Source organism: Kribbella sp. NBC_00889 (genome assembly GCF_045207705.1).
Classification (GTDB): domain Bacteria; phylum Actinomycetota; class Actinomycetes; order Propionibacteriales; family Kribbellaceae; genus Kribbella.
The window spans coordinates 5,065,683-5,090,898 of record NZ_CP108783.1; the positions used below are offsets into that span (position 1 = coordinate 5,065,683).

Here is a 25,216-nt window from a genome sequence, read left to right on the forward strand (position 1 = left end):
GTGATCTCAGTCACGATATTCCTCCGGGGGAATTGAGGTCAGTGTCGCAGCACTGGAGCCTCGGGGGCATGGACATCGGCGTACTTCTCCCGACCGGAAAAGCCCAGTGGGGCGCGGACGGCGACCCCCGCGACTTGGTTGCCTTCGGCATCGAGGCCGAGCGGTCGGGCTTCTCCTCGCTCTTCGTCAACGACTCCCTGATCAGCCCGCGGATCGAGGCCCTGACCATGCTGGCCGCGCTCGCGCCCGCCACCGAGCGCGTGACGCTGGGGACCGGCGCGCTGCTGCCGTTCCTGCGCCGCCCGGTCCAGGTCGCGCAGTCGCTGGCTTCGATCGACCTGCTGTCCGGCGGCCGGCTTGCGGTGGCGGTCGGTGCCGGGTTCCCCGGCCGCTTCGGGCGACCGTTCTACACGCTGTCCGAGGTCCCGTGGGCGCACCGGTTCGCGCGGCTGGACGAGACCGTTGCGCTGTGGCGGGCGTTGTGGGCCGGCGCCACGTCGTTCCATGGCGAGATCCTTCGGTACGACGACCTGCCGGCGGCGACCCGGCCATATCGGGCTGACGGCCCGCCGATTTGGCTCGGCGGCGCGACCCCGGCCGCGCTCGACCGCACCGGCCGACTGTACGACGGGTGGCTGCCGTACCCGCCCGCCCCGTCCGACTACGCCTCCGGCCTGCTGAGCGTGCGGAAGGCGGCGGCCGACTCCGGGCGTCTGGCCGAGCAAATCACCCCGGCCCTGTTCGTGTCGGTCCGGGTTGGCGAAAGCCCTCGTGGATCGCTCGACGACTACGCCCGCGCCAACTACGGAATGCCGCTGGCGGAACTCGAGAAGATCCAGGCTGTCGTCAGCGGCTCCGCCGAGCAGATCCTCGACGGCCTCGGCCGCTACGTCGCCGCCGGCGCCCGGCATCTCGTCATCCGCTTGGCTGCTCTGGATCTCCGCTCGCAGCACGATCAGCTCGAACGGATCGCCGCCCTGATCCCCGATCTCCAGGCGCTCGACACGACGCCGTTGTGATCTGGGCCACCGTCGGTTTCCGGAGGCATGATCAGGTCATCTCCCGGTCCGGCGCCGCCTGCGTCGTCGACATCGTCCAGGACGCAGACCCGCAGGTCACCGCGCAATCCAAGGTCCTGAGCTCAAGGGAACCTATGTTCTAGTCGATCAGTCCGGCAGGGCGGGCGACACAGGGCGCGCGACTAAGCACGCTCACCCGTTGCTGCTCAGCGAGCCGCTGCCTGACGGCCGCGCCCACCGCATACATGCGACACGTCGCAGGCGCGGCCCGGACACCGCTACTACTTCGCCCGATCCCAGTCCACGCCGAGAACCCACAACAGCCGGAACCACCGCAGCAGATCGAAGCCGTAGCTACGACACGTCAACGGACTCACATCACCGAGCACCAGGTCCCTCAGATATTGAACCGCAGCCTCGATCTCGGCTCCGCCGGCATCGACGACTACGAACGGCGGGAACCGTCCTGCGACCGCAACGACCTCTCCAACGCGCGGTACATCGATCCGCCCATGCAGCAATTCCTGCCGAAGCTCGTCTAACAAGCCAAGACCTCCAGATCGCCAGGCAACCCGCCAGAGAATAGAGACTTGGTGCAGTCAACTCGGATGGTCAACGCGCGGTCCGAAACGGTCGACGAAAAGCCCGCCTACAAGGCAGCCTTCAAGTCGCGGCGCTGCCTGATCCCGGTCGACGCCTTCTACGAATGGTTCGAGACCGACAAGATCAGCGAGAAGACCAAGAAGCCACTCAAGCAGCCCTTCGCGTTCCGGCCCACCGACGGGTCCTCACTCGCTCTGGCCGGCCTGTACGAGGTGTGGAAGGGCAAGTCCCTGGCCGAGGACGATCCTGCCGCGTTGCTGTGGTCGTACACGATCCTGACCACCACCGCGACGGATGAGATCGGGCGCATTCACGACCGAACGCCGATGGCGATCGGTGCCGACGAGTGGGAGCAGTGGCTCGATCCCACGGTCAAGGACCCCGACGACGTCAAGGCGCTGATGAGGCCGCCGACGGGCCTGGAGATCTACGCCGTGTCCACCGCGGTCAACGACGTCCGTCGCAACAACGGCCCGCACCTTCTCGACCCACTTCCGGCGTCTTGACGACACAGGACGGCCTTGCCTATGACCTCCGAGCGGACGAGTGGGTCTCGGCGCAGGAAGCCGCCCGCGTTCTCGGCGTAAGTGAGAGCACGGTTCACCGAATGGCGCGTCGGGGCCTGCTCCAGCGTGGGTCCGGATACCGCAGGTATCACCGAGCAGCGCTCGAGGCCCTGGCTGATCGCGGTGCAGCGATCTCGATCGGTGAGGCAGCCGGCATCATCGGTCGGTCGAGGACGGCGGTCCGAGATCTGATCGCCGCCGGTGAAGTGCGCTCTTCGTCCAACGCGACGTTTCCGGTGTTCCGGCGTGACGTGGAACGGTACGCCGAATCTCATCCACAGCCCGACGATCGTGCCGGGCAACTAACCGCCGCCGCCGCGGCCAGGGTTCTGGGTCGCAGCGTCTCGACTCTTTTGTGATTAGCCAGGTCCGACCGGATTCCGTGCGACCGTGACACACGTGGCCGGTACTGGTTTCGCGAGGACCATCTGGCTCTGTACCTGCGTGCCAGAACTGCAGGGCGCCGACCCTGACCATGTGGCCTACCTGGGCACGACGTCCAAGACGCTGGGTCCGGCGCTGCGACTCGGCTGGATGGTGCTGCCGCCTCGCCTCATGGGCCAGGTCGCCGATGCCAGGACGCATATCGACCACCGCACCGAACACCTCGGCCAACTGACCCTGGCCGACCTGATCACCCGCCACGGCTACGATCGCCACATCCGCAGGTCGCGTCAGCGGTACCGCCGCCGACGCGACCAACTCCGCCACCACCTCGCAGGCTTGCGGATCACGCTGACTGGCATCGCCGCCGGGTTGCACGCCCTGGCAATCCTCCCCCGGACGGCCCCACCGAGACCGACATCGAAGCCGTTGCGCAGGCTCACGGCGTCGCCCTCGGCTGCCTGTCGGAGCGCACGCAACTGTCCCCTACCCGCCAGGGCGTCATGATCGGCTACGGCCGTCCCTCGGACCACGCCGACACCTCGGCCCTCGACGCCCTGACCACGACGTTCGCCGAGTGCTTCGGTCAACAAGGCACCGCATGAACCTCGCGTACTCGAGGTACGGCCAGGCCAGATCGACGCGGACGACGAACGCCGCGGCGCACGACTAGTTTCTGGTCAGGAGGATCGAGTTGATGGGTGTCAGGTCGTAGTCGACATAGGTGTACTGCTCGATCGGATAGCCGTTTGGAAAAGGCGTGCAGTTGACCCCGTTGTAGTTTCTACAAAGCCAAGCGTGCGCGCCCCCATATTGATTGTTGAAAACTCGGTGCATACCAATCTGATTGGAGAGGTTGTGTGCCCCGTAGGACCAAAACACCAGCGAGGGATTGTGGTTGAACGAGGCATCAGGGTATACGCAGACGGCGCCGTAAGGACAGCCTGCGTACGTCCCGCCGGCTTGCGCGGACCCAAGTCCGGGGCCCGCCAAGAGCCCTACTCCAACCATCAGTGATATAACAAAGCCAATGAACCATTTCCGCATTACTTGAATCTCCTCTGCGGCGACTGGACGACACTCACCGGGTCATCGTGACATCCGACGCTTTCAAAACGGTTTCACGCCCGATCAGGACCGTCGTGCTCGGAGGCTCGCCACGTCCACTTGATTGATCAGGTCAGGAGGCGATCGAGGGCTCTTCACACCGCAAAGTGTCTTCGGTGGCGCTGATGGGTCTGCGATGCCGTCGGCGTTGCTCATCGTCAAGCTCGGTGCGCCGTTCCGCATCTGCGCCGGCACCGACATCGAGTCGCTCCCAACTCAAGGAGATCGTACGAACGCGTGCGCGACGGCCGACTGCGCCCGAACATCAGCACGGTCGCCCCTCACCGACGCCATCACCGCCTTCAACCCAACCAAGCGAACCAAGGGCAAAACAATCATCCGCACCCGCCCCCTGAGGATGGCCTCGGCCCAGACCGGTCAGAACTCAGGTCGTTCGGGGTTGCAACGTTGACTAGAACCCGCCCCGGAACAGATGGGTCAGGGTTCGACCGGCGTTGACACGTGTCTTTGGGGCCCCGGGCCACCTCCGACTGCGAACGCCCCGCCAACACCGCAGTGATCACCAACCGACGCTTCGACACCCCCGCAACATCCCGCCCCCACACCTATTCCGATGTCCTGAGACACCCCATTCCGATGTGTTGAACCACAACACCGCCCGCCCTACTTGCAAGCATCTGTGAGTCAGTTGGCAGGTCGCAATCCGCGTCCGCGAGCCGTTGGAGACCGGCTCGGCGTGCGCGCGATCTGTGATCGGATCGGCGGTGCTCCTGAGCGTTGTGGCGCGACGAGCTCAAATCAACCCGAGCTCACGCGCGCGGCGGACCGCCTCGCGCCGACTGTGGACCGCGAGCTTTCGATACACGCCCCGGGCATGTGCTTTTACGGTGTTGACCGATACGAAGAGTTCTGCAGCGATCTCGTCGTTGGTTTCGAGCGTCGCCAGATGGCTGAGGACAATATGCTCGCGATCTGTGAGGGGCTCGTCAAGTGGTGTGGGTACGGCAGCGATGCGGTCGGCTGAGCCGATGTCCTCGAGAAGGGCGTCAGCAAATCGCCGCGCGGCCGGCTCCGCGCCGTCCCAGAGTTGTAGCCGATGCCTCAGCAGCGCCTCGGGACGTCCGTTGCCGAGGGCGACAAATGGCCGGCGAATGTCCTCTGGTTCGGCAATGGACAGTGCCTGGTCGATAGCAGCGAGGGCTCGATGGTCTTCCCGCTGACTGTCGGCCAGGAGTGCGGTCACCAGCCAAGCCCGAGCCTTGATGACCGCATTCGGGCATTGATCGCGCAGTGGCAACAAGATGTCCTCCGCCACTGTCAGATTGCCGAGAGCCTGCTCGGCCCGCGCCAGGCACAATCTGACCTCGTCAAGACCCGCGGAGCCACCAGGGGCTTGGGCGATCGCGTCGCCGGCTGCACCTGGTACGGCGAGCAGTGAACGTAGCCGACTCACGGCGGCGTCTTGCCGTCCGCGGGCCAGATCGACCTCGGCTTGGACGAGTGCGACCCATCGTCCGACGAGCGGCGCGATCGTACGATCTTTGAGCTCAGAGCCCAAAGAGACCATCAGGTTCTCGGCCCGATCGACTTTCCCCGCCGCGAGCCAAAGCCGCGCTTCGGTCGCGCGCAGCGCCGGATAGGGGGTGCGGTCCGGGTCGTTGCGCTCGGCGGCCAGTCCGGCGTGGATGAAGATCTGGGCGGTCTCGCTGTGGTTTCGCTCCAACTCGATCCGAGCCAGGACCAGGTACACCACAATGGCTTGGGCGTGCTCGGTCCAACCCCGCTGCTCGATGATCTCCAGGGCCTGGGCTGCCACGTCGTGCGCGGCCTGCACGTCGCCCCGCTCCCACTCGATCAGAGCCAAGTAGCCGAGGCTGTTCACCATCGTGAGGTCGGTTCTTGTCGCTGTGGCGAGACCCATCGACTCGCGTAGCGCCTGCTCGGCCTGATCGGTGTGGGCGGACCAGACGAGCCCCACGCCGAGATTACTCAACGCCGGCGCCTCGTACGTGGGCGCGGCCGGCAATCGTGCCAACTCAGGGTCAGAAAGCCGGCGCAGCAGCTGCCTGGCGGCCACGATCAGGTCGGGCACGCTGCCCTGTACACGGCTCAGCACGAGGTCCGTTACGCAGAGGAACAGTTCGAGCGATCTGCGGGACTCCTCGCCGCGTTCGTTCAACATGCCTCGTGCGTGCGCGACATGGTTGCTGAATCCTGCATAGTCGTGGGCGATGAAGCAGGCGATGGCCGCGCTCGCCCTCAACTCTGCGCTGGAGTACAGCTCTGCGGCGGGTATCTCCGCCAGGAGTGCGGCGAACGCCTGCCGCTCGGCCGACAGGGCGCGCATCGCGGCGCCATTGACCATCAGTTCTCCGACGAGTTGCCAGTCCTGCGCGCGAACCGCGTGGCGGACCGCCTCGATCGCCTCTCCATGGCCGGCGAACCACCGCGCCGCGCGCCGGTGCAGTTCGGGCGCCAGGTCCGGTTCGTCCAACAGCAGCCGGTGACGGAGCAGGTCGACCAGCAGCGGGTGGTATCGGAACCAGCGGTGGTCTGTGCCGAGGGCCACGACGAAGGCGTTGGACTGCACCAAGCTCTCCAACTCCCCCTGACTCCCACCGCGATCCGTCAGCAGATCGGCCAGGTCGGCGCAGATGCGGTCCGCGGTGCTCGTCCGCAGCAGGAAGCGGCGGCGCTCCGCAGGCATGGCCGCGAGGACTTCGTCGAACAGATACTCGGCGACACCCGCGTCGGTCCCGGTGAACTCCTCGATGCGGTCGATCTGTGTCGTGGTGGCCGCGAACATCGCCGCCAGCCGGAGCCCGGCGGCCCATCCATCGGTTCGATCCAGGATTCGAGTGCGCAGCTCGGGCGGCAGGTCGACCCCCGAACGCACCAGGAGCTCGCCGGATTCGGCCTCGGTGAAGGCCAGGTCCTTCGCGCGTACCTCCGCAAGCGCGCCGTCGACGCGGAGCCGGTGAAGGTGCAGACTCGGGTCGGATCGGGTCACGATCACCAGGTGGAGCGGCAAGGGGTGGCGAAGCAGCTCGGTGATCCCGTTCAGGACTTCCGGATTGTGGATCTCGCCGAAGTCGTCGAGGACGAGTGCGAGCGGACGCGGCAGCTGTGACAACTCGAGAATGATCCTTCGTACGACGTCTTGGCCAACTGGCGGTCTGATCATCAGCGATCCGAGCCCTCCGCCCGGGGCCTCACCGCTGCCGTGAACCGCGGCCACCAGGTAGGACCAGAACAGGACAGGGTCGTTGTCGAAGGAGTCCAACGACAACCAGGCCACGGGCAGCGCCGCGGATCGCGTTGTGGCCCAGCCGGCGACAAGGATCGTCTTGCCCCAGCCGGCTCCCGCACTCACCAGGGTCAGCCGCCCGGAGGTCCCCGCCTCCAGCCGGTCCACGAGCCGCGAACGGACCACCAGCCCCGACGGCAGCTGGGGTGCAGCCAGCTTGCTGATCAGCAAGCTCACCGCGGGCAGCGGCTTGGCTTCGCCGCCAGTTGGCCACCCCGACGTGCGCGATTCTCGTACTGCGCCCTCGGCGCCCACACGAGTGGACGCCCCCCACGCCAGGTCTCCAACCTCTGACGTATCCACTTCAGCCCCCACCTCTCGGCCGTCCCCCCCGCGGCCCCATCTCATCCCAGACTAGGCGAACATCACCCGCAGGAACCCTAGGCGGCCCGGACTAATCCGCGGAGGGTTCATGCGACTACCCATTGCGGATAATGCGCGTCGCGCGGTGCGCCGGGACGCTGGATGTGAACAGTCCTCCGACAGCCGAGGTGGCAGCAATGACCAGTTGGGTCTACGAGGTCCAGGTCGTCGGCCGGCTCAGTCCAAGCGTCCTCGCCGAACTCGACGCCGAGGTCGGGGAGGTCTTTACGACGACTGAGCCGGTCACCACGCTGATCCGGGCAAGCACTCCTGACCAGTCCGCATTGGTGGGGCTTCTGGACCTGCTCCACGCTCTCGGCCTCAATGTCTTCGCGCTGCGCCGGGTGATGGACATCGACGAACGCAGCGATGCGGAGATCCTGCCATTCTCGCCCGGACCGCGACCGGGGCTGTCGACATGACCTTCGAGGCCCGAATCGCCGGTCGGATCGGACCACTCACGGCCTCGGCACTCCCCCACGACGCGCTGACCGTTCCGTACCCTGCAACAACATTGCTGATGATCGTGAGCCCAGAATCTGGGTGGGTCGCCGACCTGGCTCGCCGGCTGGAGTCACACCACGTCGAGATCATCGCCATCCGCTGCCACAAGATCGGGCCCTGACATCGGGCTTCGCCGACGCCCGGTCGGCACAGCCGCGACCCACAGCGCAGCTGGCGCCGTGGGTCCGTGGCTCGGTTGAGCGTCGACGTCCAGCAGGACCGAGTACGGCGGCAGCACTCTGTCGCCAGCCGCTCCATAGCCAACGGCTGGAGATGCAGCCCGATCGCACCAGCGGCGCGTTCGAAGCGTCAGCCGCCCGTTTCGGCCATCTTTTGTTCGGCGTCGGTCAGGGCGCTCTTGAGGGCCTTGACGTGGTGACCGTCCGCCTCGCCGACCACGTGTTTGATCGCTCGTGTCACCGAGGGCTCGACCACTCCTGCAGCCTTGTGCGGGTATGCCAGGATCAGACCGGCGCCGCCGATGGGAATGGTCTCCCCGGCCTGCTCTTCGATCTGTTTGCTCGACTTCTTGTGCAAGAGCTTGCCGCCGACTGCGCCCACCGCTGCTCCGATCGCGGTCGCCGCCAGCAGAGGTGGTGCGAAGAGACCGACTGCGAATCCCACGGCCGCCAGCCCGCCGGCGCCCTCCTCGACCATGTGGTCGGACTGCTCGACCGAGACGTTGCCCTCGAGGTCCTTGCTCACCACGACGGCGCCCCACAGGCGCGCGCCGCAGTTCAGTGCCGCCTCGTAATCCTCCTGTGCCGCATCAACGGACAGGTACCCGCCGATGAGCACATCGGTGGTCTCCTCATCGAACCCCATGGCAGTCCTCCTTGCGGTGGCGTGCGTCACCCGGACAGGCCGTGCGCGGCCTGTCCGTGCTGTTCTGAAGCGTGGATGGTCATCTCGTCATCGACGGACAGATGCGGTTTGATGTCGAACACAACCTTCTTGATCGTCCCGGTGAAGGCGAACGGCTTCTCGCTGTCGTAACTGAGGTCGACGACACCGCCGTTGTCCCTGCCGATGTCCATGCCCGAATAGCCGGAGAACCGGATAGGCACGGTGTGGTCCATCCGTCCCTTGCCGACCGGCCGACCGTCGACGTACAAGGTCACGTCGCCGCCAGTCGCCGGCTTCGCGGCGTCGGCCTCGAACTCCATCCGGACCGTCACCTCGCCAGTGGGCATTGCCTCGTCAGCGACCTGCTTGAAAACGGACACGCCCATCATCGAGTAGGTGTGCGTGAGCTTGCCGTCCTTCACATAGAGAGTGAAGCCGCCGAGGTGGTCCGCCTCAGCGACGATCACACCCTCGGCTCCGTCCTCAGGCACGACCAGGTCGGCCTGGATCGCGTAGGAATGGTTGTAGACCCGCGGGATCATCCCGGACATCACGTTCTGCACGTCGCCCCGGAACTCGAACGTTGTCTGCTCCGGCAGCGGCGGCAGCATCCCGAAGAACGTGGACAGCGTTGCGAGCAGCGGCAAGACCTTGTACTGCTCAGCCTCCTGCCAGAACAGGTCCTTGAGCTCGCGCACCTTGTCCGGGTGCTCCGCGGCCAGATCCTTCGCCTGAGTGAAGTCGTCCGGCAGGTAGTACAGCTCTGCGGGCCCGGCATCCGGGTCCCACACAGCGGGCGCGTAGGGCCTGAGCGCGTCGGGGGTGATCACCCACGGGATGCGCTCGGTCTTCATCGCCAGCCACCAGCCGTCCTTGTACATCGCCCGGTTGCCGATGGTTTCGAAGTACTGCTGGGATCGATGCTCCGGCGCAGCCTCGTCGGTCAGCGAAGCGGCGAACGAGGTCCCGTGCATCGGCGCCTGCTCAATCCCGTCAACGGTCCGCGGCAACGGGATCCCTGTCACGTCGAGGACCAACGGTGCGATGTCGATCACGTGAGCGAACTGCGAGCGCAGGCCGCCACTGTCAGTGATGCGGTCCGGCCAGTGCATGACCAACGGGTTGCGCGTCCCGCCCAGGTGCGAGCCGACCTGCTTGCCCCACTTGAACGGCGTATTGCCCGCCCACGCCCAGGCCGCCGCGTAATGCGGCGCCATCAGCGACGTACTCCACGCGTCGACTCCGCCGTACCGCTCGGACAGCTGCAGTTGCATCTCGTCAGTGAGCGGGATGCCGTTCTGCATCGTCAGCTCGTTGAACGAGCCGGTGACCGTCCCTTCCATGCTGGCGCCGTTGTCACCCCAGATCCAGATGATCATCGTGTTGTCGAGCTCGCCCAGTTCGTCGATCGCGTCGACCAGCCGCCCGACGTTGTGGTCGGCGTTCTCCGAGTAGCCGGCGTACACCTCCATCTGGCGGGCGTAGAACGGCTTCAACTTGTCCGGCACGTCGTCCCACGCCGGGAACGCCGGGTCCCGGGCCGTCAGTTCGGCATCGGGCGGAATGACCCCGAGTTCCTTCTGCCGCGCAAAGGTCTGCTCGCGCAACTGGTCCCAGCCCTGGTCGAACTGGCCCTTGTACCGATCGGCCCACTCCTTCGCGACATGGTGTGGAGCGTGACTGCAGCCCGTCGAGAAGTAGACGAAGAAGGGCTTGGAAGCGTCCTGACCGCGGACGCCGTGCAACCACTCGATGGTCTTGTCAGCCATCGCGTCCGGGAAGTAGTACGGATGCTCCTCGTCGTAAAACTCAGGCGGCGTACCGATGATCTTCTGGTTCTCCGCCAAGCACGGGTCGTATTGGCTGGCGCCCCCACCGAGGAACCCGTAGAAGTAGTCGAACCCCCAACCGTTCGGCCACCGGTCGAGCGGTCCGGCCGGGCCTTGCTGCCCGTCAGGCGTCAGGTGCCACTTACCGAACGCCGCCGTGCTGTACCCGTTGTCCCGCAGGATCCGGGGCAACGGCGCGCAGTCACGAGGCAACGTGGCTGAGTAACCGGGAAAGCCGCCCGCGAACTCACCAACCGAGCCGAACCCGACCGCGTGGTTGTTCCGCCCGGTCAGCAGGGCCGCCCGAGTGGGTGAACACAGCGCCGTGACGTGCAGCCGGTTGTACCGCAAACCGCCGTCCGCCATCCGCGTGAAGTTCGGCGTCCGGATCGGGCCACCGAACGTGCTCGGATTGCCGAACCCGGCATCGTCGATCAGCACCAGCAGAACATTCGGGGCGCCCTCCGGCGCAGTCGGATGCCCGATCAGGTTCCAGTCCGGCTCGGATCCGGCCAACGTCCGATTGGCCACTCCCGCGAACGTCGGTCGCCTCATCGGAAGGCTGCTGCGATCCGCTTCACTCACTGTCCTCGCCGTCCCTCGCTCGTCTGGCTGCCGGAGCCACATTCGACAATGACCGGCGCCTACTGCTTGCTTGTTCTCACGATGCTGTCGGCCGCTCCGGTTCGCATTACCCCGAACGGGTAATAGCGTCAGCGTCGGCTGACCTACTCCGCGTTTCAGACGCCTTCGAGTGCGGCGAGTTTGCCGGATCGGATGGCTTTCACGAATTCGTCGTAGTCGCGGTCGTTCTGGTCGGCGTAACGCTTCGAGAAGTCGGTGATCGCTCGGTCGAACGCGTCCGAATCACCGAGGTACGCGGTGATGGCGATCGGGTCTCCGGATCGCGCATGCGCCCGGGCCAGTGTCCAACCGCAGGTTCGTGCGTAGAAGCCGAGGCCCGACGGCGACAGGGCCTCGACGACTGCCGAGCCCTTCATGTCGCGCAACTGCCGCCAGTAGAAGTGGCGCGAAACATCCGCGCCCTTCGTCCAGCCGAGGAAGATGTCGCTGGCGGCCTGCATCATCCGCTGCCCCTGCACGACCCGCTCACCGGGCTGCCGGAAGCGGCTCTTCGGCAGGTGGTCCTCCAGCACCGACGCCGTGGCCTCCTTGACCTGCAAGAACAGCGGATCTTGTCCGTCCCTGCCCTGGAGCAGCCCGATAAACGCCCTTGTCCCGACACTGCCGACGCCGACGACCTTCCGGGCCAGATCGACCAACTCGTACCGCTCCAGAAGCTGACGCCGGTCGGGCTGCAACGTTTGCCGGTAGGCGCGGAACTGGTCACGCAGCGCCTTGTCCACCTGCTCCGGCGCCAGCCCGTAGTCGGTCGCGGCCAGGTCGCGCAGCGGCACCACGATCGGCGGCCGGCTGACAATCCGGTACTTCCCGTCGACCAGCTCGGCGAGCTTGGACAACGCCTGCAAGCTGTCCCGGGTCCGAGCCTTGCCGAAGCTCTTCTTGGCGCGCTTGAGGTCCTTCTTCGACTTCTGGCCCTTGTCCTGCGAGCGCGCGGACGCGAGGATGTCCTCTTCGTCGAGGTGCGCGTACCAGATGTCCAGGGTGCGCATCTGCGCGAAGTCGGCCATCGCCTCGCGATACGCCGCCACCGACGCGGTGGTCACATCCCGGACCTCTGCCTTCCGGAAGCCATTGTTGCGGGCCGCGATAGTGAAGCTCGCCGCCATCCGCTTCACGTCGTACTCGAACGGCCCCGGCAGCGTCTCGTCGAAGTCGTTCAGGTCGAACATCAACCGGCGCTCGGGAGAAGCGAACCCCCCGAAGTTCGACAGGTGAGCATCGCCGCACAGCTGGACGCTCAACCCGGCCCTCGGCGTGTCCTTCAAGTCGGCCGCCATGATCTTGGCCGCGCCACGGTAGAACGTGAACGGCGACACCATCATCCGGCCATGCCGCACCGGCACCAGGTCCAGCTCACGCGTCAGGTTCTGATCCTCCAACAGAGCGACCGCGTCAGGGCGCTGCGCCGCCGGCTCCCATCCCGCATGGCTGGACGGAGGCGTCCGGTGCCCGGCGTCCTTGCCCAAGGCCAGGCGATCGTCGACGCTCGGATGCTCGATCCTCCCGCTCATCGACCTCTCTCTTAACGTGGTCATCGACCTCTCCTCCTCGAACTGGAAAACTGTGGCGGCCCGGCCCGCTGGTAGGCCCGGGCCATCGGACCGATCGGTGCGACTGCCGCAAGGTGCCGCCGCGTGCGGCGCGGCATCGAGTCTTCGTCAGTAGTCGGACTTCATCTCGCGGCCGCGCACGATGACGGCCCAGATGACGACGATGTCGAGGAGCACCATGAGGCTGGACCCCACCGGAAACGCCGCCAGGAAGGCGACGTTGACCACAGCACTGACCAGCGCGGCCAGAACAGCGGCTATTCGGCCGGCAAGACCGTCGGCCGAATAGCCCCCATCGACATCGGACGAGTTCGTCATGGTTGACCTCCCTCTCGGAGACCGCGAGTCAAGCCTGCGGGCGGCGCAGGCTGGGCGCCTCGTCCTCAACGGGTAATCGCGCTCGCCTTGGCCGTCCCGAACACGCCGTGACCGCTCTCTGGCAAGGCAGGGCTGGAGCCGGACTAGGCCAAACGGGGTAAGGGCATGCACCCACGCTCAGCCCGCGAGGCTGATGAGAGCCTGGGCGACAAGCACCAGACCGATCACCACGAACAATGCGCTCACCACGGCCCTGCTGTTCTGCTCCAGCCACTCCCGTAGGCGATCCAGCGAGGGTCTCAGCCGGTCCCTCGCGACCAAGTAGGAGAGCACGGGGATGGCCACGGTGCTGGTCCCGATGACGATGAAGACGGCGATCGCAGCAGCCTGCTCAACGGTCTCCCCCGACGTGCCGCCGATCATTGCTCCGGCCACCGCACAGATTGCCAGGTTCTTCGGATTCAACGCCGAGAGCACCACTCCCAGGCCCGCGGCCCTGACCCGGGACAAGGAGTCGAGCGCGTCCATCCAACGCGGACGTGTCGTCACGGCCGGCGACTTCGCCCGCCGCAACCACCCGCGAGTCCCCAGGAGCAGTAGGAGTAGACCCAACCACAAGAGAATCCAGTCGGTCGCCGGCGGAGACGTATCCGATCGTGCTTCGGCCCGGGATGTAGAGGCGACCAGCGCGGACACCATCGTCACTCCGGCAATTCCCGCTGTCCAGCCAAGCAGGAACCCCAGCCCGGTGTCCGTCGAACGCCGGGCCAGGAGCATCAACAGTGTCGCGATAACCGGAACCGGGCTGAGTGCGACTGCAACCGCCAACGGAAACGGATCAACGATCAACCGGCCCACCCCCTCGACGACGGCTGCCGCCCGCCGCGGCCCGCTGGGCCGCCACCACAGCTCCTCCGCGAACCAGTATTGCGTGGGCGAGCGTCAGCGCCGCCTGTTCCGCTCGTCAACAGGCCACCCCGCGGGGTCTGGTGAAATCATCCCTCAGGACGGTCGGCGGACCGTGCCTTGGGGCGAAGATCGACGTCCCACGGCCCACGGCGGTCGGATCTGCCCGCGCCCGGGCAACGACCAGCGCCGGTCTACTCGCGAGATCCTCACATGTGCTTGAGGCCAGCGGGCGATGTGACTCGCCGGGGTCGCGGTGCATTACCCGCAACGGGTAATGAGAACCCCACCGATCGGGAGGAAGGTGGCTTCCTAGGACCAATCGTTGACTCTGGAGTCGAACAACGGAGGTGGCGCATGACTGTCAACATCGACGAACTGGGCCCGGTCGACTGGATCGTGGTCGAGTTCCCCGGCAGCAAACTGACTGGCGACATCGCGCCGATCCTTGCCGACTACGTCGACCGGGGCTTGATCCGGGTCCTGGACCTGTTGTTCGTCAAGCGGGACGAGGACGGCGGCTACGAGGTGTTCGAGGCAACCGATCTCGACGACAGCGAGGTCGGCGAGCTCCGCCGGTTCGAGACCCAGCTGGCCATGTTGCTCAGCGAGCAGGACGTTGAGGATCTCGTCGAGGCCGTCGAGCCGGGCAGCTCGGCCGCCGTGCTGGTGTGGGAGAACCTGTGGGCCGCTCCGTTCGGCACGGCAGTACGCCACGCGGGTGGTCAGCTTGTCGCCAGTGGGCGGATCCCGATCCAGGCGGTCATCGCCGCCATCGAGGCCGACGCCGAAGAATCCGACGAAGGAGAATGAGATGCCACTCGCAGCCCGACGCAGGCGCAGGACTGTCGCCGCCGTCGGCGGTGCCGTCGTGGTCGCGCACGGTATGAACCGCCGGCACGACCGCCGCGACGACCGCGGCGACGACCGTCAAGACCGGCGCGAAGACCGTCGCGACCGGTAGCCGTTGCCGACTGCTGGACAGTCACCGACCCGGACAACCCAGCGACCCAGCGACCCAGCGACCCAGCGACCCAGGTTGCCGCGTCCTTCGCGGCCCCGACCACGGTGGCCGTTAGGCGCAGGTTCGCGCAGCAGAGCTCATGAAACTGGACCCCGAAGGTTCCGCGCCGTGCCTGCGTGCGCGCGGCAGCCGACCGTTTCCCTCGCGACATGGACGTGCTGAAGCTAGACGCTCGGGTGCGCTCACCGGCGTACGGCACCGGGACGACCAGTAGCGGCGAGCTGATCATCTGGTGCTCGCCGTCGACCAGGCGAGTGAGCTTGCGGGTGGCCCTGATGCTGTCTTTGAGGATGCGGCTGGATGGTCGGCGTCAGAGGACGGCGGCAACGGGACTAGGGCGTGGAAGCGGTGGCGGCTTGGTGGGCTTCCTCGAGATCGTCGTCGGACACTGTGTGTGACTCCGTCGTGCCGCCCAGATCTGTCAGCTTGGTCGAGACGGCGTCCGCTTCGCTCACCGGCGCCAGCACCCCGACGGCGGCCTTGCCATCGGTGAGCGCGGATCCGAGGCGTTCACGGTCAGCCTTGTCCAGGCCGAGGCCCTTGTGGTGCAGCGCGCCGACAAGTCCACCGCCGACCACTCCGACAGCGAGGCCGACCGGGGTGAACAAGGCCAGCGCCAGACCGATGCCGGCCCCCTTGCCAGTGCTGCGTTTGCCAACCTTCTCGGTCTTGACCTCACCTTTCTCGTTGAGGACGAGAACGCCGATCGCATCATGGCTGGCGAGCCCGGAGTCCTTGAGGCTCTGCGCTGCGGAATCCGCCGCGGCCTCGTTCGCGAATACTGCCAACACGACGATCTTGTTTCCCATGGGATGTCCTCTATAGGTGGCATGTCGCAGATCCGCGACATTCCCGTTCTAGTCCGCCGGCCAGGCGTACCGCCTCACCCCCAACGGGCGAGGCCGGTCACGGTGACCGTTAGACCACCGTTGGTAGCCACCTAGCCCACGCTTCTCGACCTTCGCCAGGCTTTGGCTGCGTCGCCCAGCGTGCTGCCCGGCGGACGGGACTGCGACGCACGGTGAGGGGACGGGCCGATGAGTGACGACACGGACGCCATTGCAAGAGCAGAGGGGCCAACGATCCACCATCACCCGTCGCCGTCGCGGCGCAACACCCTGGTGGTTGCTGCACTCACCGCACCGTTGTCGAGGATTCTGCTGCGCGCCGGCCTGAGCGTCTTCCGGACCTCTGCCTCGACGCCGCCCGTCCGACCAGCTTCCGGCGGATGCTGCCGGAGCTCGAAATCCAAGAACCGATCCGCCAGCCTCTGAGGCTGCCGCTACGTCGCGCGGTCCGTGGATCTCTGGTGCCGGCGCGTCGACGCCTTCTGCGCGATCAGTACGTCGATGCCGTCCAGGATTCGGTCGAGGCCGAAGGTCACGTCGGCGTCGTGGATCTCATCGGTGTACTGGTTCCCGGTCATCAGGGCGGCCAGGATCGAGTATCCGAGTTCGTGCAGCCGAGGTTCCAGGAATCGTGACACCGCTGCCGGCTGGACGGACGTCGTGGTGCTGTCGCGCAGATCGCGACGCGCGCTGGCGATCCGCCGGGCATAACCGTCCAGCAGCAACGCGCACGACAGGCTTTCGGTGGGACTCAGCCCGGCACCGGTCAGCGCCTTCAGGATCGCCTCTGCCCAGCCGAGTAGGTTCGGCGTCACCGGCGCTCCGCGGATGGGGAGATCGCAGAGCCATGGGTGGACGTCGCACCGATCGACCATCGCCTGCGTCCAGACGGTCGCTGCGGCTCGCCAGTCCCGTGCGTCTCCGACCCGGTCCGGTGCCGGACCCCAGGCTGCGTCACCGAGCAGTACCAGCAGCTCGTCGCGGGACCTGACGTACCTGTAGATCGCGTTGGCGGTCAGCCCGAGCTTCTGGGCGATCTTGGGCATCGACAACGCGGCGAACCCGTCGGCATCGGCCAGCTCGAGGGCTGCGTCGACGATCCGCTCGACGCTCTGCGTCGGCTTCCGGCCGAGTTTGTTCGACTTGGCGGGCTGGCCCCACGCCAGCACGAGCCCCGGTGGCAGGTGCGCATCGTCGGTCAACGGCATCAGGTCGGCTCCCCACGCCCGCGAAACTCGGTGTTTGACTTCGTGTGCACCTTACACTTTATATTAGTGGGACCCACACACGAATACACCTGAGGATGCGATATGGGACAGCAGGATCACCACGACCGACCGGGTCGGCGACGACCGCGGTTCGACCTTTCTCGCCGGCTCGGAGTGGTGCTGACCGCGGCATTGCTCTCGAGCTCGGTGGCGGCCGGTGGGGGCACGGCCGAAGCCACGACGAACAGCCGTGGGACGCCGGAGACTCCCGCGAACACCCTGGTCTCGACGGACGCCGGCGCAGTACGCGGCACGCTCACCGCGGATGCCCGGCTCTTCCAAGGAATTCCGTACGCCGCACCGCCGGTCGGCGAGCTCCGCTGGGCATCGCCGCAACGAACCGCGTCATGGCGTGGCATCCGGGACGCCACCAAGCCCGGGAATCGCTGTGCCCAGGCCGAAGGGCTGATCGACGAGGCCAGCACTACCGAGGACTGCCTCTACCTCAACGTCACCACACCACGCGACAGCGGCGCAGACAAGCTGCCGGTCATGGTGTGGATCCACGGCAACGGCTTCATCAGTGGGGCCGGCAGCCTGTACGACGCACAGCAGTTGGCGAACAGCGGCCAGGTCGTCGTGGTCAGCCCCAACTACCGGCTGGGCATCTTCGGCTTCCTCGCCCATCCGGCGCTGGACCACGGCGGAGCTCGGCAGCTCTCGGGGAACTTCGGCCTCGAAGATCAGCAGGCTGCGTTGCGGTGGGTCAAGCGCAACGCGGCGTCGTTCGGAGGCGATCCGGGCAATGTCACGATCTTCGGTGAGTCCGCTGGAGGCACCAGCGTCTGTTCTCATCTGGTCGCGCCGGGATCCACAGGGCTGTTCCAGAAGGCGATCCTGCAGAGCGCTGAATGCACCGGGCAGAAGTGGTCGCCCGGACCGCCGACCTGGTTTCCGCTGCCACGCTCCGAGCGCGAGCAGCACGGCCTCGATGTCGCGGCCAAGGTCGGCTGCTCCGACCCGGGGACCGCTGCGGCCTGCCTGCGGGCCAAACCTACGGACGAGCTCAGCAAGTGGTCTGACGACGGGGTCGGATCAGGACCCACCGTTGGAGGTGGCGTGCTGCCTGTCAGCCCGGATCGCGCCTTTGCAACCGGCCGCTTCACCCACGTACCGATCATCCAGGGGACGACGCGGGACGAGCACCGCCTGTTCACCGCGGCAATCGAAACAGCAACCGGTCAGGTGACGACCCCGGCAAGCTACAGCGAAGAAATCCACACGCTGTTCGACCAGTCGGACGCCGAACGGATCCTGGCCCGCTATCCCGTCGAACAGTTCCATTCGGCCGGCGAGGCACTGTCGGCCGTCGTCACCGACTGGGCGTGGGGCTGCCCGGTCCTCGATCGAGATCGCGCACTCGCCGCGCAGACACCGCTGTATGCGTACGAGTTCGCCGACGAGACTGCTCCGTGGTTCAGCACGCTCCCGAAACCCAACTTCCCGACCGGCGCGTTCCACGGCGCCGAACTGCAGTACCTCTTCACCGACGAGCAACTCCCGGGCCCGAGCACACCCGCGCAGGAACAACTCTCCGCGACGATGATGCGCTACTGGACGCAGTTCGCACACACCGGGAACCCGAACGGTCCGGGTCAGCCACGGTGGCAGCCATTCCAGAACAAGGACCACGTCCAGTCACTCGCCACTGCAACAATCGCCTCAGCCGACCTGGCCAAGGAACACCAGTGCGCCTTCTGGACCTCAATAGACTCCTGACCTGATCAATCACCTCCGCCACGTGACGATCTGGGCGCGACAGGCGAGGTGGGTTTGGAGCGTGGGGATGTGGTGCGAATCGAGGTCAAGCCACGTTGCTGGTGGCACCCAATGAGGGATGGAACTCATGCGTGAGGCGCCGGACGTCGTCTCTGCCGAGGCGGTGCTCGATGCTGTGCGAACGGGCTGGGCGATCGACGTCGACGCGATCGAACACCTGCCGGTCGGTTTCGGCGCGCACCACTGGCGGGTCTCGTACGCCGGGATGCCGCGCCTGTTCGTCACGCTCGACAGCCTCGGCCGACGCCATTCGGCGGCGTCGCTCGAGGCTGCCTATACCGCGGCGGGCGAGCTGGCCGGGGGCGGGCTCGAGTTCGTCGCGGCATCGATACGCAATCGCCAGGGTCGCTACACGGCTCCCCTGGCCGGCGGCAGTCTGAGCTGTGTGCCATGGCTGGACGGGGAACCGGCTGGTTCGGGCGCCATCGACAGCGACCGCCTGGCCCGACAGAACGCCGAAGCGCTCGCGCGCCTGCACGCCACCACCCCGCCCGCGGGCATCCCGAGCTGGCGACCCCGGGTCGGAGAGGATTTCGGCGACTCATTGGCCGACCTGCTGCGCAGCCCATGGCAGACCGGTCCGTACGGCGAGCGTGCGCAGACCGCTCTGGCTGGGCGGATCGACGCGATCCGGCGCTGGACAGAGAGCTACCACGAACTGGCTCGCCGGGCCGCAGAACATCCGTGGGTGCCGACGCACGGTGAACCGCACACCGCCAACCAGGTCGTCACCGACGAGGGGATTCTCTTCGTCGACTGGGAATCGCTGGCCCGAGCACCGCGGGAGCGTGACCTGGGCACTCTGGTCGGCTCCGGGTACGCCGAACGGGCCGCTCCGAACTGGGAAATGATCGAGCTGTTCGACCTGGAGTGGCGACTGGAGGAGCTGGCGCAGTACGCGGACTGGTTCAACAGGCCACACACCGGAAGCGGCAGCGACCGAGTCGCCTTCGACGACCTCACCGTGGAACTGAACCGACCCGACTGGACGCGAACCGCCACCTAGCTACCAGGCTGGCCGTCGGATTCTGCGTGCCATGACTTCCAGAGTTTGCCGTAGACACGTCCGGCGCTGACGAGTTCGTTGTGAGTACCGAGCTCGACGAGCTCACCGGCTTCCATGACGGCGATCCTGTCGGCGTCGTGCGCGGTCTGAAGGCGATGGGCGATCGCGATCACGGTACGACCCCGGAGTACGGCGGCCAGCGATTGTTCTGTTCGGCGTGCTGTTCTGGGGTCGAGTTGTGCGGTGGCTTCGTCCAGGATCAGCGTGTGCGGATCGGCGAGGACGACTCGTGCCAGCGAGAGTTGCTGGGCGCTGGCGCCGTCGAGGTTGGTGTCGTCGCCGATCTCGGTGTCCAGCCCGTGGGGTAGGTCGTCCAACCACGCGGCTCCGACTGCGTCCAAGGCGGCATACAGCTCCTCGTCGGTCGCGTCCGGTCGGGCGATGCGCAGGTTGTCGCGCACGGTGTCGTGGAAGACGTGATGATCCTGGGTGATGAGTACGACGTGTTCGCGCAGCTCGTCGGGTGGCAGGTCGGCAACGGGTGTACCGCCGATGGTCACCGACCCGGTGTGCGGACGGTCGAGGCCGGCGAGGAGACGGGCGAGCGTGGATTTCCCTGCTCCGGAGGTGCCGACGATGGCCAACCGTTCTCCGGGCTGCACGGACAGATCAATTCCGTGCAGCACGTCGCGATCGTCGGTGTAGCTGTAGTGAGCGTTGGTCACCTGGATCCGGTCGCCGTCCTCGGCGGCGCTGACGTGCGTGGTTGGCTTGGGTTCCTCGTCGGGAACGTCGGCCAGTCCTTCGACGCGGGCGTAGGAGGCGCCAGCGCCTTGTAGTTGTTCGATCCAGAGCATCAGGGTGTCGAGCGGGCCGACGAGCTGGCGTAGATACACCGTCGCCGTCACCACCACGCCGAGGCTGACCACACCGTTGGCCTCCAGTGCGCCGCCGACCAGGAGGACTCCGACCACTGGCAGTGCCAGTGAGACGTCTGCCCACGGAAACAGCACCGTTCGCAGCCACAATGCCCCTAGGCGTGCGGACCGGGCTTGAGTGACGGCTGACTCAGTGGCCTGTGCTCGGCGCTGCTCCAGACCGAGCAGTTCGATCGTTCGGGCGCCTTTGGCGGTGCTGGCGACGACGTCGGCCAGTTCTGCTCCGGTCGCTGCGACCGCCAGATAGACGGGTCTGGCGCGTCGCAGATACCAGCGCACCGCCCCTGCAACACCGATCAGGCAGGCGAGCCCGCACAGTCCGAGCAATGGATCCAGAACGACAACGGCGACGACGAGGAACAGGGCGTGGACGAGGGCGACGAGGACCTCGGGTACGGCGTACCGCAAGGTCATGGCCACCACGGATGCGTCTGTGCTTCCGCGGGCGATCAGGTCGCCAGTGGGCAGATGGTCTGCGACTCGTGGTGGTAATGCCAGGGTGCGTTTCAAGAACCGTTCTCGAACCCGTGCCGCTGTGCGCTCGCCGAACCGGTAGCCGATCTTGAGCGCCCACCAGGTCAGGGTTGTCTGCACGATCGTGAACACCAATGCGCCGAAGGCGAGACGGTCCACCTGGCTGAGCACGTCACTGCCGCCGGCTTGGATCGTGTCGATGATTCGGCCCAGCAGCCACGGACCGACCAGCCCAGCTGCGGCAGCAAGCCCATTGACACAGACGATCCCGACCACGGCACCTCGGTCTGCGCGCAGGTCGCGGAGCGCCGCTGCACGGACCTCGGGGGTGCCTGCGATCGGCAGCTGCCTACTCATGGCTCTCCTGATCGCCCTGTGCACGGGATACCAAGTCTCGATACCCGCGATCGCTGCGCAGGAGTTCGGCGTGTGTCCCGACTGACGACGTCTGACCATCGACCAGGACGATGACTACGTCGGCACGGTCCAGAACCAGCGGTGACGTCGTGGTGATCACCGTGGTCGAGTCGCGTCTGGCTTCGCGGAGCCGGTCGATCATGACTGCTTCGGTGTTCGCGTCGACCGCGGAGGTGGGTTCGACGGCGAGCAGGACTTCGGGTGCGGCATAGATGGCGCGGGCGAGTTGAATCCGTTGCCGTTGGCCACCAGAAAGGTCACTCCCGCCGGCAGCGATCGACGCGTCCAGACCGCCGGGCAACGCGTCCACGACGTCCTCGGCCACGGCGGTGTGCAGGGCCGCATGGATTCGGTCGTCGTCAGGCTCGAGGCGTCCCGCAACAATGTCGCGGACTGTGCCGGCGAACACCTCGGCGTGGTTGTCGGCGACAACCAGCCGGCGCCTGAACTCGCTGCGAGCAACATCATCGATCCGTACGTCGGCCCAGGTCGCACCGGCCTCGGGATCGGTGCTCAGCTGCCCAAGCCTCTCGACCACCGCGACTGTCTCCGCGGGGCGGGCAGCGACCAGCGCGGTGAACCGTCCGGGATAGATCACCACCCCCGACTGTGGATCGGCCAACGGCCCACCGTCAGGAGGGATGATCGCCGCGTCGCGGTCGTTGTCGCGTGTCACCGGCAGGTTGAGCAGGTCGATGATTCGTTGACCGGCCACCCGCGCACGGGCGATGTCACCTCCGCCCTCGATGAAGGCGGACACCGGCACGACCAGAACGGCAACGTAGCCGTAGACGGCGACAACGTCTCCGATGCTGATGTCGCCGGTCGCAGCCATTCGCGCCGAGAGCCACACCACCGCAGCCAGGAACAGCGCCGGCAGTCCTGTGGACAATGCGCCGACCCAACTCGAGGGACCGGCGACCCGGTAGCCACGATTCACCAGTCCCTGCGACTGCTGTCCGTACCGCTCGGCGACAACCCCCTTCCCGCCAAGGCCGTTGAGCACTCGTAGCCCGGCCAGGACATCGACCAGGCGGGTCGTCAGCTGCCCCTGGTGCACGCGATACTCGCCGCCGGTGCGCTCGATGCGCTGCAGGAACGGGCCCACTGCGACAGCGAGCAACGGAACTCCGGCGAGGACCACCGCGGCCAGCAACGGCGAAATCGTGAACAATACGACGGCGACGACGGCGTACGCCACCACCGCGCCAACGCCGGGACCAGTGACGGTCAGGGCCATCGCAACCGTGTACACGTCGGCGATGCCGACCGTCACCACCTCCCCAGCACTCACGCGACGCGTCAGCGAGGCACCCAAGCGGGACGTGTGCCACACCGTTGCCCGGACCGAGCGAAACGATGCGTCCATCCGGATCTTGGTCATCGTGCGATGCCGAGCGATCCCCAAGAGCGCGTTCAGCACGGTGACCACGAGCAGGACCAGAGCCCACTCGACGAGGGCGGCAGTATCGCCGGCGACAAGTCCGTCATCCACCGCACGGGACAGCACCCACGGTGGCACCGCCAAGCCGACCATCCAGACGGTGCCCAACATCGCACCCGTCGCGACCCGCCGCGGCTGCGATCGGGTAAGCCAGAAGAGGAAGCGCCAGGGGCTGGTCAGATCACGGTGCGCCGGCGGGATCCACGTCTCGGTCATCCTGTCCAGCCACTCGCGAACCGCAGCCGTCCGCCACCTCCGCTGCCGTGCACCGCCGCTGGCCATGCGCAGATCCTCGCAGCAATGCATCAACCGGGGAAACGAATTTGTGATCCGATTCACAAACGGGATCTCCAGTCAACAACCCGCCGCCGACCACCCTGAGCCTCGTGAGCGCGCCGCGCGAGATTGGCGGCGTGTGGTTGTCGGATCTGTCCGAGCCCGTTCGATGTGATGTAGAGACCGGGCACAGGGCTCGGCCGGCATGAATCGAGAGGACGGCGACGATGACCGACGACAGGGCGACCGGCGGAGCGAGAAAGTTCCGATTCGGTGTTCTTGCTCCGATCAGAACTGAGCTGCCGGCGTGGCGAGACCAGGTGCGCCGTATTGCCGACAGCGGTTTCTCGACACTCCTGATGCCCGACGTTCAGCAGTGGCAGCCGGCGCCCGGTCCCACCCTGGCTGTCGCGGCGACTCTCGCGGACCTGCGGGTGGGTACGTGGGTGTATGCCTCTCCGCTGCGCACGCCCTGGAGCTTGGCCTGGGAAGCGCACTCACTGTCGGTGCTTACTGAAGGTCGCTTCGAGATGGGCATCGGCGTCGGCAGGCCCGGGATCGAGGACGAACTGCGTGAGTTGGGCCTTCCGGTGGTGACACCGGGCCAGCGGTTGTCTCAGGTGCGCGACGCTGTCACGTCGCTCAGAGAACTCGACGGCCCGGATCTCCGTACGCCGGTGGTCATGGCCGTGCGTGGCCCGAAGGCGCAAGCGCTGGCGGCCGCCCTGGCCGATACAGTCACGTTCGCCACGATGCCGGGCGACTCTCGCGCCGACATAGTGCGATTGGCGACCGAGTTTCGCGCACTCGGAGACCTCGAACTGGCGCACCACGTGGCGGTGGTCGGCGACGAGGTCTCCCCGTTCATGGCACCCCCCGACACGGACCCTGCCGCGTTGCGCGCAGCGGACTCGCTGTTGGTGCTTCCAAGTGACCCGGCGGCAGCCACCGAGGAAATCCTGCGACGACGTGAGGAGGGTGGCTTCTCATATATCGTCATCGGCGCGAACGCCGTTGACGCGCTGGCTCCTGTCGTCGCCGAACTGACCGGACAGTGACCGCGAGCTCCCCCCCCCCCGCTGAATGCGGTTCTCCGCGTTCGACCTGATCGTCAGTTGGCCGAGAGCTTCTCGGTGATCGCGTCCCGGCTGGTCTCCGGGTCCACCCCTCCAGGCCGCCGGCCCGGCCGTGTGGGCTTCAGCGCTTCGGTACGTCGTACACGAGGTGTGTGACGCGGTCGCCTTGGACGATCTGCGACGGGTTCTCGAGCATGAGCGGCTCGGACAGCGGACCGGTCGCCCAGAACGGGCGGCCCGAGCCGAACACCACGGGGACGAGGTTGACGACGACCTGGTCGATCAGGCCGAGCCGCAAGGCCTGTCCGCCGATCTGGCCGGCGGCGACGTCGACGATGCGGTCCTCACCGGCGTACTCCCGCCCGGCCTTGATGCCTTCCTCGACGCTGCCGACGAAGGTGAACGGCGCCGTACCGGCGTGCTCCCAGTCCTTCGGTGGTTCGTGCGTGACCACGAAAACGTGCTCGCCGGCGGCCGGTACGCCGTTCCAGCCGTTGGTGAGGTCGAAGAGGCGCCGGCCCATGATGACGCACGCGATTCCCTTGTAGTGATTGCGGGTGAAGTCGGCCGATGCCTGGGTGGTGCTGACCGTGTCGTCGCTGCCTTCGAACGACCAACTCACGTCCCCGTTGCCCAGCCAGTCGAACAGCGGACCGACTCCGTCGCTGTCGTCGGCCATGTAGCCATCCAAGGAGACAATCGCTCCCATGATCGTTCTAGCCATCAGATCCTCCCTGGTGTGCAGGTACTGGACCTGA

22 protein-coding genes are annotated in these 25,216 nt (G+C 66.6%); 11 read left to right on the forward strand and 11 right to left on the reverse strand.

Annotated features, from left to right (window positions below; genetic code table 11):
- Window positions 1-68 precede the first annotated feature (68 nt).
- The 5 genes from OG817_RS24600 (at window position 69) to OG817_RS24620 (ending at window position 3,079) form a co-directional block, all read left to right on the forward strand.
- Window positions 69-1,019 carry an LLM class flavin-dependent oxidoreductase gene (locus OG817_RS24600; RefSeq protein ID WP_406046986.1) on the forward strand — a complete coding sequence of 317 codons (951 nt, stop codon included), beginning with the start codon at window positions 69-71 and terminating at the stop codon, window positions 1,017-1,019.
- 404 nt (window positions 1,020-1,423) lie between these two features.
- On the forward strand, window positions 1,424-1,561 hold the full coding sequence (locus tag OG817_RS24605) for a hypothetical protein (protein ID WP_406046987.1): 138 nt from the start codon (window positions 1,424-1,426) through the stop codon (window positions 1,559-1,561).
- A 51-nt stretch (window positions 1,562-1,612) separates the two neighbouring features.
- Window positions 1,613-2,128 (forward strand): SOS response-associated peptidase, encoded by a 516-nt coding sequence (locus tag OG817_RS24610; protein ID WP_406057490.1) that lies wholly within the window; start codon window positions 1,613-1,615, stop codon window positions 2,126-2,128.
- Window positions 2,125-2,547 carry a helix-turn-helix domain-containing protein gene (locus OG817_RS24615; protein ID WP_406046988.1) on the forward strand — a complete coding sequence of 141 codons (423 nt, stop codon included), beginning with the start codon at window positions 2,125-2,127 and terminating at the stop codon, window positions 2,545-2,547. The genes OG817_RS24610 and OG817_RS24615 overlap by 4 nt, the downstream gene beginning before the upstream one ends.
- A gap of 85 nt (window positions 2,548-2,632) precedes the next feature.
- On the forward strand, window positions 2,633-3,079 hold the full coding sequence (locus OG817_RS24620) for an aminotransferase class I/II-fold pyridoxal phosphate-dependent enzyme (RefSeq protein ID WP_406046989.1): 447 nt from the start codon (window positions 2,633-2,635) through the stop codon (window positions 3,077-3,079).
- 1,354 nt (window positions 3,080-4,433) lie between these two features.
- Here OG817_RS24620 and OG817_RS24625 read toward each other — a convergent pair.
- Window positions 4,434-6,536, reverse strand: a complete 2,103-nt coding sequence (locus tag OG817_RS24625; protein ID WP_406046990.1) for a LuxR C-terminal-related transcriptional regulator — start codon at window positions 6,534-6,536, stop codon at window positions 4,434-4,436.
- Between the two features lie 911 nt (window positions 6,537-7,447).
- Here OG817_RS24625 and OG817_RS24630 point away from each other — a divergent pair.
- Window positions 7,448-7,732 (forward strand): hypothetical protein, encoded by a 285-nt coding sequence (locus OG817_RS24630; protein WP_406046991.1) that lies wholly within the window; start codon window positions 7,448-7,450, stop codon window positions 7,730-7,732.
- Between the two features lie 391 nt (window positions 7,733-8,123).
- Here OG817_RS24630 and OG817_RS24635 read toward each other — a convergent pair whose 3' ends face one another.
- The 5 genes from OG817_RS24635 to OG817_RS24655 form a co-directional block, all read right to left on the reverse strand.
- Window positions 8,124-8,639, reverse strand: coding sequence for a DUF1269 domain-containing protein (locus tag OG817_RS24635; protein WP_406046992.1), 516 nt, complete (start codon window positions 8,637-8,639; stop codon window positions 8,124-8,126).
- Window positions 8,640-8,665: 26 nt separating this feature from the next.
- Window positions 8,666-11,044: an arylsulfatase gene (locus tag OG817_RS24640; RefSeq protein WP_406046993.1), complete on the reverse strand. Its 2,379-nt coding sequence runs from the start codon at window positions 11,042-11,044 to the stop codon at window positions 8,666-8,668.
- A 185-nt stretch (window positions 11,045-11,229) separates the two neighbouring features.
- Window positions 11,230-12,669 (reverse strand): DUF2252 domain-containing protein, encoded by a 1,440-nt coding sequence (locus OG817_RS24645; RefSeq protein ID WP_406046994.1) that lies wholly within the window; start codon window positions 12,667-12,669, stop codon window positions 11,230-11,232.
- A 123-nt stretch (window positions 12,670-12,792) separates the two neighbouring features.
- Window positions 12,793-13,002, reverse strand: a complete 210-nt coding sequence (locus OG817_RS24650) for a hypothetical protein (protein WP_406046995.1) — start codon at window positions 13,000-13,002, stop codon at window positions 12,793-12,795.
- Between the two features lie 177 nt (window positions 13,003-13,179).
- Window positions 13,180-13,860: a GAP family protein gene (locus OG817_RS24655; protein WP_406046996.1), complete on the reverse strand. Its 681-nt coding sequence runs from the start codon at window positions 13,858-13,860 to the stop codon at window positions 13,180-13,182.
- A gap of 405 nt (window positions 13,861-14,265) precedes the next feature.
- On the opposite strand from OG817_RS24655, the gene OG817_RS24660 reads away from it, so the two are divergent.
- Together OG817_RS24660 and OG817_RS24665 are read left to right on the forward strand one after the other, a co-directional pair.
- The gene (locus OG817_RS24660; protein WP_406046997.1) at window positions 14,266-14,721 is read left to right on the forward strand and encodes a DUF6325 family protein; all 456 of its coding nucleotides are present in this window, start codon (window positions 14,266-14,268) and stop codon (window positions 14,719-14,721) included.
- Between the two features lies 1 nt (window position 14,722).
- Complete coding sequence (locus tag OG817_RS24665) at window positions 14,723-14,872, forward strand: hypothetical protein (RefSeq protein WP_406046998.1); 150 nt, start codon at window positions 14,723-14,725, stop codon at window positions 14,870-14,872.
- A 392-nt stretch (window positions 14,873-15,264) separates the two neighbouring features.
- Here OG817_RS24665 and OG817_RS24670 read toward each other — a convergent pair whose 3' ends face one another.
- Window positions 15,265-15,741 (reverse strand): DUF1269 domain-containing protein, encoded by a 477-nt coding sequence (locus OG817_RS24670; protein ID WP_406046999.1) that lies wholly within the window; start codon window positions 15,739-15,741, stop codon window positions 15,265-15,267.
- 473 nt (window positions 15,742-16,214) lie between these two features.
- Window positions 16,215-16,988 (reverse strand): TetR/AcrR family transcriptional regulator, encoded by a 774-nt coding sequence (locus tag OG817_RS24675; protein WP_406047000.1) that lies wholly within the window; start codon window positions 16,986-16,988, stop codon window positions 16,215-16,217.
- Between the two features lie 102 nt (window positions 16,989-17,090).
- Between OG817_RS24675 and OG817_RS24680 the strand changes: the two genes are divergently transcribed.
- Together OG817_RS24680 and OG817_RS24685 are read left to right on the forward strand one after the other, a co-directional pair.
- Window positions 17,091-18,767 (forward strand): carboxylesterase/lipase family protein, encoded by a 1,677-nt coding sequence (locus OG817_RS24680; RefSeq protein ID WP_406047001.1) that lies wholly within the window; start codon window positions 17,091-17,093, stop codon window positions 18,765-18,767.
- A 127-nt stretch (window positions 18,768-18,894) separates the two neighbouring features.
- A complete protein-coding gene (locus OG817_RS24685) occupies window positions 18,895-19,833 on the forward strand; it encodes a phosphotransferase (RefSeq protein WP_406047002.1) in 939 nt (312 codons plus the stop codon).
- Here OG817_RS24685 and OG817_RS24690 read toward each other — a convergent pair.
- Window positions 19,830-21,602: an ABC transporter ATP-binding protein gene (locus OG817_RS24690; RefSeq protein WP_406047003.1), complete on the reverse strand. Its 1,773-nt coding sequence runs from the start codon at window positions 21,600-21,602 to the stop codon at window positions 19,830-19,832. The genes OG817_RS24685 and OG817_RS24690 overlap by 4 nt on opposite strands.
- Complete coding sequence (locus tag OG817_RS24695) at window positions 21,595-23,322, reverse strand: ABC transporter transmembrane domain-containing protein (protein WP_406047004.1); 1,728 nt, start codon at window positions 23,320-23,322, stop codon at window positions 21,595-21,597. Before OG817_RS24695 ends, OG817_RS24690 begins: the two co-directional genes overlap by 8 nt.
- Before the next feature lie 287 nt (window positions 23,323-23,609).
- Here OG817_RS24695 and OG817_RS24700 point away from each other — a divergent pair, with 287 nt between their 5' ends.
- Complete coding sequence (locus OG817_RS24700) at window positions 23,610-24,440, forward strand: LLM class flavin-dependent oxidoreductase (RefSeq protein ID WP_406047005.1); 831 nt, start codon at window positions 23,610-23,612, stop codon at window positions 24,438-24,440.
- A 139-nt stretch (window positions 24,441-24,579) separates the two neighbouring features.
- On the opposite strand, the gene OG817_RS24705 is transcribed toward OG817_RS24700, so the two are convergent.
- Window positions 24,580-25,182, reverse strand: coding sequence for a dihydrofolate reductase family protein (locus tag OG817_RS24705; RefSeq protein ID WP_406047006.1), 603 nt, complete (start codon window positions 25,180-25,182; stop codon window positions 24,580-24,582).
- Between the last annotated feature and the right edge of the window lie 34 nt (window positions 25,183-25,216).